Below are 12,629 nucleotides of genomic sequence, written 5' to 3'. Positions count from 1 at the left end.
AAGGCAGAAGCTGGCTTTAGTAGCTGCTTAAACCTCTATTTTTGATGTCAGTTAAATATGGGGGGATTACCGTCACCCCCGCTCCTCTGAAAAAGCCGGCTTCATTTAATCGTCAGGGTTTGGATACAAGCGGTAAAAAAACCCATTATCGGCAACGGCGATCCCGGACTGAGGCACGGGCTAGAACGTCCAGTTGAGAATATCCGGCAAATTCATGGCCTGAATTTGCCAATTTCATACTATCCCTTTTTAGGCAACGCCAAAAACAAGGTACCGGCATGATTGATTTCATTGGCTTCGATGCCGGCTAAGTCCCCTTCACCTTTGTACACATCGACATGGGCACCGACAATAGCTCCGCCGGTGTCCTGGGCTACACACCAGGCGGTTTTATTTTTGCAATGGTAAATAAAACTCATGCCCACCGGGATCACCTTGTGATCGGTTGCGCAGGAAACATGGGGCGTGAGGGTAATGTTTTCTGAACCATAAGGCCCCCCGTTTTCTTTGGCAAAAAAGACATAGCTTTGATCGCGATTGCGTAAATTATCTGCCTGGCGTGGGCTAAGGCTATTTAAATATTGACGAATTTGCTTCTCGGATGCGGCACTTTGCTTGATTTCCTGCGCCAGGTTGCAACGTAATTTAGCCTCATCATGGCATTTTGGATCCTTGGCGCAACGTTCTATGGTATCGAGGTTGCCGCCACAGGTTGGATCTTGTGCACATTGGACTATACGACCCAGCATGGTGCGCGGCCTGCCGTTAGCGCCTGCATAATTAACGTGAAGTAATTGCCCATCGAGGACTAAGGAACCAGAACCCTCTACCATTAAAAAAGCCGGATCATTAGGATCCTTCACGTAGCCAATGATGTAGCGTTTATCGAGGGCCCCGTGTTCAATTTCTTCTCGATCAGGCACTACGGAATAACGGCCATTTTTATGCTTAAGACAAAATCCGTGTGGTATTTTGGTTAGCGGATCAACGCCGCACAGCGGGCCTTTTAATTTAAATCGTTTACTTTCCAATGCGGCATTAACCACACCCGGATTGCCATAGAGAGGGTATAAAAATGCACCGCCCCGCTGGCTGTGGGCCTCAATGGCGGCAGGGGCGTAATAGGCAGTAAATTGGAATTCCCCTTTTTTAAATCCGGCATGATTGTCTGGCCACCCGTCACTTTTATACCAGTCAAATTGCGTTTTAAGGGCCGATAAATAGGTTTTAAAGTTGCCTTTGGCCGCTTTGGCCAGCGCCAACATTTTTTGGTTGGTCCGTAAGCACCAGTCCTGTCGATGCAGTTGACGGCCAGAAATGGTGATGGTCTGGAACTCACCGTGGCTTTTTTTGCAGTTTTTAATTTGATGGGTTAACGCACTGATAATCTCATCCATATTGCCGGTGAGGTTGACAAATGGCAATTCAGAGGAGGCTATCTTATGAAATTTAAAGCGCAGAACCCCGGGTTCTTTGGCGGCCATTTTCTGCCGGTTGGTATAGTCTGCGAGCCGTCTGACATCGAGACAGCGCTGGATTGGATCGGCAGGAAGTGTAGCTTCGGCGATTAAACTGAACGTCATCAGGGTTAAGATAAAAATGGAACGAAACATAGTATCCTTTCGTTGGGCTGTGTCCAGCCGCGGATTTGCAATATCAGGATTATACAGGCTGTTGCGCGGGCTATCAAAGGCATAAAGAATCATTGGTTTTATAACACCAGGTCACGCCATCCTTCCACCAGCATCACCATCGCCAACGTATCCAGTTCACAATACTTTAACAAGGCTTTTTCAAGCGCTCGCCGTTCAAAATCACTCATCTCGGTAAATTGCAGTTTGGCATAGGCAATCATCGCCGCGCCGCCTTCTTTTAAGTGTTCGTTTTCAAACAGCCATTCGATGTCCTCATTAGGCGCTTCCTTATTCAGCGGTTCTAACAAAAGATAGGGATCCTTAATCAGCCCCTGGTCATACACAATCCATTGCCGGTTAATGAAATTCCGGCTCAGTATCCCGCCAGGGCTGCCATAAACAGGTTGGCTGTATTGCTGCTGTAAAAAAGTAGAACGGTTTAAAATGGCGGGCAGGACGTGTTTAATGGAATTAGAACCATGGGTTAACGGATCGTAATAATACCGTTTCACCAAGTCACACAAGTCGACCATGCATCGCGAGCCTACCCAATGCGTTTTACTTTTGGCAGAGGATTTGGTGATTGATTGAATAAAGGCTGCCAGCTCCCCTAAATCATGGGGAGTCTCCAGCGCATTCGACAGCTCACTCAAGATGTTATTTAAGTAACTGTTCTCATGGTTGCTGTAGCGAAAAACCGTGCCGCAATCGTTCTCTAGTTCCGATTTTAATGCGCGGATAAAATCAAGGGATGGATCAATCCCCGGTGTTGCATTTAAATAGTCACCCACGTGCGATACGCGGCCTTCTTCATCCATAATGTGGTGAGAGAATTGAAACGCAAAGCATTGATAAGGGCGCGCCCCTTTTTTAAACGGTATGGCTAACATCGCCGTTTCAAAATCGATGAAATGCAGGGGATAAACCCAGGACTTCATTTCATCGCGCAAGTTGTCGCTGTCAATCCAGGGGGTATTATCCTGATTCTTGGCTTTTTCGATTTGGAGCCATTGGCGTTTTTTTGCTGATAAGCCCGGCCTGCCATCGTCACAGCCTGAGAAATCCTCTTCACGGAGGTCCTTCAATTTGATGACTCCTTTTTGCAGGCATTTTTCCTTGCCTCGGTAGTTCCACAATTCAAGAACAGTGGCCTCAAGAAAATCGCGGTCACTATATCCAAGCGCCTCTTGCCAGCATGTTTTAAATCCGGATAACAGGCCTTGTGCTTCCTCTTCGGCCTGGGTTTTAAACTGGCATTTGCCGCAGGCCTTTTTGGGGACAGGCGGTGTTTTTAAGCCGGCAAAATAATCCCGGCTAAATTCGTCAAACCGTTCGCTGAAAGGGCGTCCAGCCGCACATTCAGACCAAATGGCGTCAGTAAGATCATCGACATTTACTTCTTTCAGTAAGCGAACTGATAAGTCCTCCTCTGTCAGGGGTTGCACTTGTTTTACCTCCGGTTTACCTGATTTATCCCGTATCAGTAAGAATTTGCGATGCAAACCTTCGGTAGGGCAGCGGCTGTCTTTATCGAGTAGCATGAGGTGGCTTGAGATGGTGTACTCGGGAAAAGCCTGTTTAAGAACCCATTTCTGAAAGGCGACGTCAGCAAGGTAAGGTCTCCATTTGGTGCTGATAGCCCCCTTTTTCGATTCAAGGGTCTTGAGTTCATCTATACCGATGGATTTGGCTTTAATTTCAAGCAACTTTAAATGATTATGCTGTTTAATAAGAATATCAGTACGCACTAAATACCCCTGATACGCTATTTCGGCCTCAAAAAGGGTAACACAGGCTTTTTGCAGTTGCCGCTTCGTGGCTTCAAAAAGTGATTCATCACCTGCGGTTTTCACGTAAATCCCATCCGGAAAATAGCAACGCGCCAGGGCCTCGACTTGATATCCGCCCTCAGCCAATACTTTCAAAAATGAATCATCGGTCAACCGATTGGCATACTGCGGTTTATCGACCTAATAGAGTTTGGTCGGGCAATCCAACGCCAGGCGGAATTTGGATTTGGTCAGTTTTGACGTTGTCATGCTTTCCCTTTCAATGCAACGTTTTATCAAAGTATAGTTAATGAAGCAAAATGGGATTGATTGTTCTATTGGTTTTCTCTACGTACCGCGGTTTGTCCGCGGCATCCAGTCGATGGTCTGGGTTAACACTGCAAACCTAAAAGCTAACAACCCATCGGGATGAAGGATTGATGGATTGTGGGTTGTTCGGATTGCCTGCTGTGTAATGTTGGCTCAAGAGACTGCTGGCCTTGCTGTCAAATTTATTGCCCTGAATATGGCTTTGCAGACACTGGGCAACGCTCTTGCTGGAACCATGGGCGCAAAAAGTCTGATCAAAATCGTAGTATTTATTCATGGTGCTTGAGCCAGCATTTTTACCCGTAAAATTAAAGGTCACATAGTCTTTGATGAACCAGGGGCCAGTCTTGCTGGCTCTGCTGAATGTCATGGTTTTAAAGGAGGAGGCGTTGCCATGGTCAGTCCCCAAGCCGGCTGAATAAACGACCGGAATAATAACGGTTTTGCCAGCACTGGTCAGTTTGAATGCATGAATTTCATCAAAATGCGTGTGGGCAGCCAACATGCCGACAACAACCTGCGGGTAGGATTTAAGAATGGTTTTAAACGAGTTCAAATAGTTTGCCTCCCATTGTTGAGGTGGTACGTGCATGGCCAAGATGACATTGTCATGGTTTGCCTGGGCGGTTTTGATTTGATCAGCTAACCAGGCAAGCTCCGCTGCATCACCGTCTCTGGAAGGAGAGAAGCCCGGCCTTGAGACAAATAATACGCTGTTTAACGACAACAGCTTCAGATGATCACCCATGTAAGCACTGTAATACCCTTTGTCAGTATTTTCTTCTGCGACACAAGGCGTCCCATGAAAGGGGCATGTGACAGCAGTGGATATAAATCACCCAGGCCATTGATTGAGCCAAACAAGCGATAAGCCGATTTATCCCCACTGCGGAAGGGGCCGTAATCGCGTTGGGGTGAATCATTGTTCCCAAAAACATAAAACAGCGGGGTAGGATTTAATTTTTCATAATATTTTTCAAAGACCAGACTCATATCGGCCGTTGTGGTTTTTGATGATAGGCATTATGAGCCGATAAATCACCTAATAGAATAACAGCCTGGGTTTTCTCCGGATTGGAGTCGATGTAACCCCCAATTTTAGAAACCAGCGTCTCATAACTTCGTTGGTCTAGTTCTTCAGAAACGCCATGGGCGGGATTGATGGCCGAGGATTTCTTCAATTTCACATCCACGTGGGGATCGGATAGGATCACCAGGCCTACCGCGTCAGGGGTGGAGGCGTGGGCTAGCCCTGATCCCAACAACCCCACGCCTGCAAATGCACAGGCCATAAAATAGTTTTTTAAGCCATTCATTGTTGTCACGCCCTATTAACGCAAAGAGCATAATAGTATCAAATTTGACCAGAAGTGGTGCTGTTTGATACAAAATTTACAATTTTATTACAATGGGGTGGCCAGCGTGAGACGATTATATCTGGGGCCTGTTATGGAAGGATTAATCAAAGATTTTAATTCATTATGTCTCACGCTACAGTTGTAATTTGCAAGCTCAATGACCGCTTTATAGTTGCTCTAATTTTAGAGTGGATAGCTCATGTGAGGGATAAAAGTCTGCTCCACATGTTTAAAAGCCCGAAACCAATTTAATGTGCGCTGGCCGTTTAATAAGAGAACGGCAAGCGACTGATTGTTTTAAAAAGCAATCATGCCATAATGACCATCCGCTCAATTTGCTCCAGGCAAACAATGCACCCATTTAAAATTATTTTGGCCAGCGCCTCACCCAGACGGCTTCAGATTTTGCAGGCACACGGGCTGAGCGCAGAAGTCATGCCGGCTGACATAGTCGAAGTGCCGCACAGTGATGAGGCGGCGAAAGCCTACGTGACGCGTCTGGCAAAGGAAAAGGCAGAGGCTGTCTTGTCGCGGGTAGCACCTGATGAGGCAGATTTGATTTTGGCGGCAGACACGACAGTGGCTTATCAGGATCATATTCTGGAAAAACCTCGTGACCCAAATGATGCGTACAGGATGCTCCGTCAGCTAAGCGGTAATACGCACGAAGTCCATACAGGTTATGCACTCGTTTTTTTACCTGAACAACGCTGGTATGTTGATTGTGCAACCACCATCATTGCGTTTCATGCGTTAACAGATGAGCAAATAACGCACTATATTGATTCTGGCGATCCCTTCGATAAGGCGGGTGCCTATGGTATTCAGTGTGTTCGCGATACGTTTGTCAGCGGTATTGAGGGGTCTTATTACAATGTGATGGGGTTGCCCATTGAGGACATTTTACCCAAAATAACGCATTCACGCGCCCAGTCTGGTTCTTAACCGGACGCGGCGGTTAAGTGTTCAACGCCTCAATGACATTGTTTTTTTGTTCCGCGCTTAATGTGGTTAAGGGCAAGGTTGCCTGCCCCAATACCGAATATAGCCGGTGCTTATCCTCCGGCAAAACCCGCAAGTGATTGAGAATGGTTTCGGTATCGGCGCGTTTGATGGGACCTGTGAGGGATAAAGGGGGTGATTGTGTCTGTTCCAAATTACGAAGGGTACCGCTCATTAAATTTAAAGCAGCACCGACTGCAACGGCGTTGTCTATGCCGGCATCCTCAAGGCAGGATAAGGCTTGACTGAACAGGGTAACGAGGTAATTTGACGCAAAAACACCGGCTGCGTGATACAGGGGCTTTTTCGTCTTGTCGATGGAAAAAACCATGGCACCGATGCTCTTAAACAGTGGCACAAGTACCGCAATGGCGGGATAATCCCCTTCCAGCGCACAGTAGGTGCCGCGAAATTCCTGCACGCTGAGCGTGGGGCTCGCGAAACTGCGCATGGGGTGAATGCTGGCGGCAAAACAGCCTTTCTCCCTCACAGCTTGAAGGGTGTCGCTGGTTAATGCGCCGCTGCAATGAACAACAATCCCGCCGGGTTTTAACCGGCTTTGGCTTAGGGCCACGCAAACCCTGGCAATGCAGTCATCGGGGGTTGTGATGAAGGTGATGTCCGCAGGGGGCAATTCCTCGGTACGGGCACACCCTGTCCCTTGCCCTATAAATTGCAACGCCGCCCGAGCACTGGCCTCAGTTTGGTTACAGACATAGCCTATTTCAGCGGTATTTTCTCTGGATAACAGCCAGGCAAGGGTTTGTCCTACACGGCCTGCGCCAATTATATTGATTATCACATCAACTCTCCGCACCAATGGTGTCAAATTGTATCTTTCTTTCGCAGCTGAACTCAACGGTTGTTTTCTGCCGAGTCAGGGTTATGATTGCTAATTTAGTTGTTGACGTGGTCAACAAAAATACATAGCATGAGGTTTAATTTCCAATTTTTGATTCGTATGTCAAATTTATTCTCACACAGGATGATGATGCGCTGCCTGGACACTGTTGTCGAGGTTGGGGCGGTCTTTTTGTGAAAAGGCGTTAAGCAAGCAGTCCTCTCCAATACCGGTGTCCAGGTCATGGTTCTTCTGAATCAATCAGCGCTTAATTGAATCTGAAAATATCAGTTTCCGTCAGGAACATGTGTTTACAGACCCGATAGAGATTTAAATCATGCAAGAAAAATTGACATACCACTTTGCAACGGATGGTTACGATTCCGCCATTGAAGATGAGAAGGGTAAATACCATCCAAAAAGCAAAACCCCGTTTGGTTATACAGCCTACAGCCGTTTTTTTGGTTCGTCACAACAGGTCAAATATGTGGTTAAGCAGCCTAAACCAGCATATTGGCGAGGTGATAAAGAGGAGTTGAATGACAAGGAGCTGATTAACAAGCACCGGGCCCATTATGAAGCGGAGTTACACAAATGGAATCAGATTCACCCTGATCACGTGGGCGTGTTGGTCGTTGATTCGGGTATCCGATTGATATTACCTTGTCTGCCGGGTAAACCGCTGACCTCGGTGTTGTATCAGTTTCCTTCCTGCCTGAGTGAAGCGACGGAGCGATTAGCTTACGCTAAAATCGTTCTTGCGGTTTTGAAGGAAATAAAGCGGGTGCATGAGCTGGGATTTTATCATGGTGATTTTAAATGCGATAACGTCTTGATAGAGGAAGGGAATAATGGCCTGCCCCGTGCTTATCTCATCGATTGCGATGGGCTGTTTGCGATGCATACCCTGGAGGGTACCTGTCCTCCTGAATGGCTTATCCTTGAACATCTGCTCGACAATCTGGGGGTTAAAAGCGACGATGACAAGGCGTGTCTGAATTACATTCATTTAAACCTTATCCAAGTGAATACCGAACCGGGGAAAATAACTGACAAGGAACTCAACAGTATCAGTCAGGACCTTACCCGTGATGGGCCCACCCTTATTAAAGTCAAACACAGAGTTTCCGGTGAGCATGGTTATTTTATTTACGGTTGCCTTGAAAACGGGCAATGGGGGTTTACAGCCCTTGATCGGGAAATCATTGATGCAGCCGAAATCATGACATTTAGCGGCAAACTGGGCACTGCTACTGCTAAAAAGATCGTAGCCTATATTGAAAAACAGAAGGGACATGTCAGCTTAACACTGGATCTTGCCATCAGGCGCGTGCAATCGACTATAACTGATTTGGAACGGTTAAGCTTGCCTAAATACGGATTTGGTTAACCCAGGACTATCCCGATCAGTCTGGGCGTTGAGTCGGGCAAACTTTATTTGGGCGTATCGGGGGTTTTGTTGTTAGCGAACGTATCGGTTTCATCCGCAAAATAACGCTGATGCATAAAGAATTTGTAAGAATTGCCTCGCTGGCTCGGCGATGCCGCCATATTGCCCAGCAACGAGGCAGAATCTTCGTAAGAAACGCTTCTCATCAGACACTCATCCTCAAGGTAATGGTTTAGTGCTGGTTCCGTTGCATTGTCCCACGACAAAAATAATTGCTCTTCCTGGTAGTTGGGCTTTTGTCTGCTTTCGGGGGTGTTGCCGGCGTGTTTATCATGTGCTGCAGGCAAGGTTAACTGCCGCCCAACGTTTGATGTTCGATTGCTTAAAATCTCATAAGGAGGTGTTATGTCAATACCGCCCATTGCGATGATGGATGCCGTTTTGTATAGGGCGATTTGCTTGGACTGCGGGTAATGTGAATGATCTTCGTAAACAAGCGCCGGATTCTGTGCCAGGTTATGGAAAAAAATAATTTCAGACGCCATTTCATCGTTGGTTGGCATGTAATGCCCGCTTTCATTACTGAATAATACTAATTGACCCTGGTTAAAAATAAGATGCCCGGCAGATAATACTTTTTTGCCATTACTAAGATAAGAGTGATGGCCTACCTCGCCTTCTTTAGCCGCCAAAATTCGGCCATCCAGTGTCCGCACATAAAGGTAACGACCATTCAGGTCCTGGCCCTTCCCATCCCGATAATTAAATGTCCCGTTTTGACAATGGAGTTCAAAGAGTTGTTGGGCAATGAACGGTTGGAAATACAGTGATTGCCAACCCAGGCGCTGAGATTGTCGTTCACGCTTTCTTTCTCCACGAAACGCAGGTTTTAATTTAATACCAGAATTGTAATTGGATGTAGGCATAATTAACTAATATGGGTCAATATTTAAATCATATTAATCATGCTTTATTAACAAAAAATTAAACCATGGGAGACTTGCGTTTATTTTACAATTCATTTTCAAAAAAACATCAAGCAATGACTGCACTAAGCAAAAAGCGTCAAAACCTTTTCAGGCGGTCGTCCAATGGTGGCTTTGCCACGATAAGTCACAATGGGGCGTTGCATCAAAACCGGGGCTTTTTGCATGGCGATGAGGAGTCCTTCTTTATCGTTTAAGGATAAACCCCATTCTTTAAAAATGGTTTCCTCGCTGCGAACGAAATCGTTAAGGTCAAAATGAGCACTTAACGCGCGTAATTGTTCAAGACTTAACGGTTGTTTTAAATACTCGACAATCACAGGTTTAAGGCCTTTGTCGTGCAATAATTTCAATGTTTCCCGCGATTTGGAGCACCGAGGGTTATGGTAAATAGTAATGGTTTCCATGGCATCTTTCTTATGAAATTTTTAAAAGCATACCATGACCAATGCATGACAAAAAATACTGTCTATACTTAAACAGTAACAAGGGTGGTAGCAGTTTGATCCCTGTTTAGGTTACTGATTAATGTTTTCTCCTCCGACTTTTGGTGTTGTGCTTATGGCAAAAAATACATTAACGCATATCGCATTTATCCCTGATGGTAATGGCCGCTGGGCCAATATACGGCAATTACCGCGAGAATATGGTCATGACGCCGGTTATCAGACGGCACTTCAGATACTCCACCATTGTATAAACATTAAAATCCCCTACGTTACGCTCTTTGTGTTGAGTTATTATAATGTCATTAAACGCCGCGAGGATGAGTTAAAGAATATCTTCAGGCATCTTTGCAGCCTCTTTAGGGACAAGGAAATTGAAACGTTCCATCAGTTGAATTGTGTTTTCAGGCCGGTGGGCGATTTTTCCTGTTTGGAGAAATGCCCGGAGTTGATGGAGGCTATCGAATATGCGATTCATAAAACCCAGAATAACACTGGGACAATCGTCAATATTGCCGTGGCTTATGCAGGAAGTAATGATATTGCTAACAGCATTTATGAAATGTATCACCATAATGGCAATCATTTGCCGGAAAAAAAAGAAGATTTGATTCAAGGGATCAGCCAATATTCCCATCTTCATTCGCCGCCAGTAGATTTATTTATCCGGTTGGGAGGGGAAAAAAGATTAAGTGATTTTTGCTTTTGGCATTTACTACAGGCGGAATTGGAGTTTTTAGACACGTTTTGGCCTGATTTTACGACGGGCCAGCTTGATGCCTGCATTAAGAATTATTACTGCCGTGATCGCCGTTTTGGCGAGGAAACCTCACCCGAAATTATCCGTAAGATGGCAAAAAAAGAATGTCAGGATGACATTGATTGCCAGCTTATCAGGAGCGATAAGTAGAGCTGGGCGCTTCAGTACCATACTGGGGTAGTGGGTCGCGTTCAAGCGCGGTGGGCGTTAACACGCTGATGCTGACTTTTACCTTGTCGCGAAATTCACGGTTCACATCGCCATTTAAATAATTGATTTGGTTAATTCCGGCCCAACCCTTGACTGATTGTAGAAAATCTTCGCGCTCATCCAACTCGACAAAGACTTGCCGATCAGGATCGATAAGGTATGCGTCTTCTTCATCACGGTAAATAAGGTAGGCATGATCCATGTCTTCGGATTCAAGACTCACTATCATTAATTCACCGGGTTTCAATTTTCTGATTTCTTTAAAAAACACCGTCGGGTCATCTTTCGAGCGGATGTCGTCGCTGCCATGGCGAGTGTGCACGTATTGCTCAATAGGGTCATAACCATCGACGTGGGAGGGAATTTCCATGGGTTCTGCCCCCTCAAGCAAGACACGCGCCCCTTCGATAGCACACCACTGGCAGTTGCCGGTATTTTTAGGTGTGCCATTCATGTCGAGGGGATTAATTTTTTTAAGTTTTTGTAATAATTCGTCTTTCATAGTGACCTCATGCCAATTTTCTTTTAAGTATAGGCATTAAAAGAGCAATTGTGTCATTAGGTGGTCACCATGCTTTCTGGGTGGGCGAGGGGACAGTTAAAAACTATCCGCGCACGCCTTTAGACTCATACTGTACAAACAAGGTATCTTCTGAGTTATCGCTATCGTTAGGCTTATTCTTTTTCGCATAAACAGGATTGTCTGTATTAGTTAATAACGTAGATAGCTTCGGTGGAGATTCTTCTCGTTTCTTATCAGTATCAGCCGTAGTCTGCGATTCTTGCCCGTGTATAGGTTCGATTTCCGATTTTGTTTTTGAGAGCACAGGAGCCAGTGGTTTAACTGATGGCTCCGTTGGTTCTACTGTGGATTCTGATTGATTGGCGCTCATGAAATCGAGTTTGTATTGATTGTCATCCTGTTTGTTGTGATTAACAGCCAGGTAAATTAACGCGGCAGTAATAGCCAGAGCAAGCAGTACGCCGACACTGACCGGGAGTATAGTGGACATGATGGTGCCAAATATCACGGTAGGTAGCAGGGTACTGACCCCGGTTAAAGTCGCAAAAGCCACTAAAGAAACGACGGCCAGGATAGGCACGTATTTAAATCCAATCACATTTCGGTCGCTGTTTGCAAACCAGGCTGCTTTTTCTTCAACGGTATTTGACATCTCCCTAAGGCCTTCCTGTTGATAGTCATTAAGGCCGCTACCGAAAGAGTACCATTCCTGATGGGCAAGAGAGAGATCATCTTCCCCTGCTATATAAACCTTCTTTTTCCGTCTGGCAACCACATCAGCGATAATAACAACCAGGGGCAGGGCAATGGCCATAACTGGCAATATAAATAACGCGGTAGGCACAAAAAAACCAGCAATGAGTGCGGTAACAAAAAACAAAATAGCCGCGGGGAAGGCCAGAGGTGCAACTGCGGCTATCCCCCAGGCAATGCCTTGTGCGGCAGGCTTATTGGATTCAATCATGCTGTGTTGTTGCGGCTGATGCCCGAGCATGAAATAAGGCAAATTGCTTTTAGCGGCTAACAAATCATTAAAGATGCCATAGCCCATGGCCATTAAAAAGACCATTCCACCGACAAAAAAAGCCCCGGCGATGACCGTTAATATAAAGGGGGCGGCAAAGAAACTTAAAGCGGCAAAACCTAAAACGGCTAGAATAGAGAGGATTGAAACAATAATCCCAAATTTTAGCGAGCCCCTCAATCCACTGTTGTCAACTTGTCCTATCATGATTTTTTCATAAAAGCGAGAGTGATGGTATTATATTAAGAAATACTTAAGGAATGCTTAAGAAATACTTAAGTTTTGATATTCGTCTTTGTACGGGACAAAAAAACTGAGATATAGGAATAGAGGGAGAATAACTCGCTGATAACAAA

13 protein-coding genes are annotated in these 12,629 nt (G+C 45.6%); 3 read left to right on the top strand and 10 right to left on the bottom strand.

From position 1 onward, the window contains the following. Nucleotides 1-239 precede the first annotated feature (239 nt). The 5 genes from Lery_RS11295 to Lery_RS15325 form a co-directional block, all read right to left on the bottom strand. The gene (locus Lery_RS11295) at nucleotides 240-1,613 is read right to left on the bottom strand and encodes an MltA domain-containing protein (protein ID WP_058527953.1); all 1,374 of its coding nucleotides are present in this window, start codon (nucleotides 1,611-1,613) and stop codon (nucleotides 240-242) included. 98 nt (nucleotides 1,614-1,711) lie between these two features. After that, nucleotides 1,712-3,559, bottom strand: a complete 1,848-nt coding sequence (locus tag Lery_RS11290; protein ID WP_237759220.1) for a DUF2779 domain-containing protein — start codon at nucleotides 3,557-3,559, stop codon at nucleotides 1,712-1,714. A 250-nt stretch (nucleotides 3,560-3,809) separates the two neighbouring features. Then, on the bottom strand, nucleotides 3,810-4,481 hold the full coding sequence (locus tag Lery_RS15335; RefSeq protein ID WP_131751161.1) for a metallophosphoesterase family protein: 672 nt from the start codon (nucleotides 4,479-4,481) through the stop codon (nucleotides 3,810-3,812). After that, the gene (locus Lery_RS15330) at nucleotides 4,466-4,726 is read right to left on the bottom strand and encodes a hypothetical protein (RefSeq protein ID WP_131751162.1); all 261 of its coding nucleotides are present in this window, start codon (nucleotides 4,724-4,726) and stop codon (nucleotides 4,466-4,468) included. Before Lery_RS15330 ends, Lery_RS15335 begins: the two co-directional genes overlap by 16 nt. Further along, complete coding sequence (locus Lery_RS15325) at nucleotides 4,723-5,049, bottom strand: hypothetical protein (protein WP_131751163.1); 327 nt, start codon at nucleotides 5,047-5,049, stop codon at nucleotides 4,723-4,725. Before Lery_RS15325 ends, Lery_RS15330 begins: the two co-directional genes overlap by 4 nt. 393 nt (nucleotides 5,050-5,442) lie before the next feature. On the opposite strand from Lery_RS15325, the gene Lery_RS11280 reads away from it, so the two are divergent. Further along, on the top strand, nucleotides 5,443-6,036 hold the full coding sequence (locus Lery_RS11280) for a Maf family protein (RefSeq protein ID WP_058527361.1): 594 nt from the start codon (nucleotides 5,443-5,445) through the stop codon (nucleotides 6,034-6,036). 13 nt (nucleotides 6,037-6,049) lie between these two features. On the opposite strand, the gene Lery_RS11275 is transcribed toward Lery_RS11280, so the two are convergent. Next, nucleotides 6,050-6,895, bottom strand: a complete 846-nt coding sequence (locus Lery_RS11275; protein ID WP_058527360.1) for a Rossmann-like and DUF2520 domain-containing protein — start codon at nucleotides 6,893-6,895, stop codon at nucleotides 6,050-6,052. A 376-nt stretch (nucleotides 6,896-7,271) separates the two neighbouring features. On the opposite strand from Lery_RS11275, the gene Lery_RS11270 reads away from it, so the two are divergent. After that, nucleotides 7,272-8,324, top strand: a complete 1,053-nt coding sequence (locus Lery_RS11270; RefSeq protein ID WP_058527359.1) for a BUD32 family EKC/KEOPS complex subunit — start codon at nucleotides 7,272-7,274, stop codon at nucleotides 8,322-8,324. Between the two features lie 44 nt (nucleotides 8,325-8,368). Here the strand turns inward: Lery_RS11270 and Lery_RS11265 are convergent, their stop codons facing one another. Then, entirely contained in the window at nucleotides 8,369-9,250 is an 882-nt protein-coding gene (locus Lery_RS11265; RefSeq protein ID WP_058527358.1) for a hypothetical protein, read from the bottom strand. Between the two features lie 125 nt (nucleotides 9,251-9,375). Then, a complete protein-coding gene (gene arsC, locus Lery_RS11260) occupies nucleotides 9,376-9,717 on the bottom strand; it encodes an arsenate reductase (glutaredoxin) (RefSeq protein ID WP_058527357.1) in 342 nt (113 codons plus the stop codon). Between the two features lie 154 nt (nucleotides 9,718-9,871). Here arsC and uppS point away from each other — a divergent pair, with 154 nt between their 5' ends. Then, complete coding sequence (gene uppS, locus Lery_RS11255; RefSeq protein ID WP_162262968.1) at nucleotides 9,872-10,666, top strand: polyprenyl diphosphate synthase; 795 nt, start codon at nucleotides 9,872-9,874, stop codon at nucleotides 10,664-10,666. Here uppS and Lery_RS11250 read toward each other — a convergent pair. Then, nucleotides 10,650-11,228 carry a hypothetical protein gene (locus tag Lery_RS11250; protein WP_058527355.1) on the bottom strand — a complete coding sequence of 193 codons (579 nt, stop codon included), beginning with the start codon at nucleotides 11,226-11,228 and terminating at the stop codon, nucleotides 10,650-10,652. The two genes, uppS and Lery_RS11250, sit on opposite strands and share 17 nt — an antisense overlap. A gap of 103 nt (nucleotides 11,229-11,331) precedes the next feature. Beyond that, nucleotides 11,332-12,480: an ABC transporter ATP-binding protein gene (locus Lery_RS11245; protein ID WP_058527354.1), complete on the bottom strand. Its 1,149-nt coding sequence runs from the start codon at nucleotides 12,478-12,480 to the stop codon at nucleotides 11,332-11,334. Between the last annotated feature and the right edge of the window lie 149 nt (nucleotides 12,481-12,629).

Source organism: Legionella erythra (assembly GCF_001467615.1).
GTDB classification, from domain to species: Bacteria; Pseudomonadota; Gammaproteobacteria; order Legionellales; family Legionellaceae; genus Legionella_C; species Legionella_C erythra.
Note: the sequence above shows the minus strand (reverse complement) of the source record. Positions and strands in the feature narration are given on the sequence as shown.

What these genes read in the sequence shown, in the direction of transcription:
- Lery_RS11295 (WP_058527953.1), bottom strand. Translation starts at nt 1,613, where the DNA reads ATGTTTCGTTCCATTTTTATCTTAACCCTGATGACGTTCAGTTTAATC.
- Lery_RS15335 (WP_131751161.1), bottom strand. Translation starts at nt 4,481, where the DNA reads ATGGGTGATCATCTGAAGCTGTTGTCGTTAAACAGCGTATTATTTGTC.
- Lery_RS15330 (WP_131751162.1), bottom strand. Translation starts at nt 4,726, where the DNA reads ATGAGTCTGGTCTTTGAAAAATATTATGAAAAATTAAATCCTACCCCG.
- Lery_RS15325 (WP_131751163.1), bottom strand. Translation starts at nt 5,049, where the DNA reads ATGAATGGCTTAAAAAACTATTTTATGGCCTGTGCATTTGCAGGCGTG.
- Lery_RS11280 (WP_058527361.1), top strand. Translation starts at nt 5,443, where the DNA reads ATGCACCCATTTAAAATTATTTTGGCCAGCGCCTCACCCAGACGGCTT.
- Lery_RS11270 (WP_058527359.1), top strand. Translation starts at nt 7,272, where the DNA reads ATGCAAGAAAAATTGACATACCACTTTGCAACGGATGGTTACGATTCC.
- Lery_RS11265 (WP_058527358.1), bottom strand. Translation starts at nt 9,250, where the DNA reads ATGCCTACATCCAATTACAATTCTGGTATTAAATTAAAACCTGCGTTT.
- arsC (WP_058527357.1), bottom strand. Translation starts at nt 9,717, where the DNA reads ATGGAAACCATTACTATTTACCATAACCCTCGGTGCTCCAAATCGCGG.
- uppS (WP_162262968.1), top strand. Translation starts at nt 9,872, where the DNA reads ATGGCAAAAAATACATTAACGCATATCGCATTTATCCCTGATGGTAAT.
- Lery_RS11250 (WP_058527355.1), bottom strand. Translation starts at nt 11,228, where the DNA reads ATGAAAGACGAATTATTACAAAAACTTAAAAAAATTAATCCCCTCGAC.
- Lery_RS11245 (WP_058527354.1), bottom strand. Translation starts at nt 12,480, where the DNA reads ATGATAGGACAAGTTGACAACAGTGGATTGAGGGGCTCGCTAAAATTT.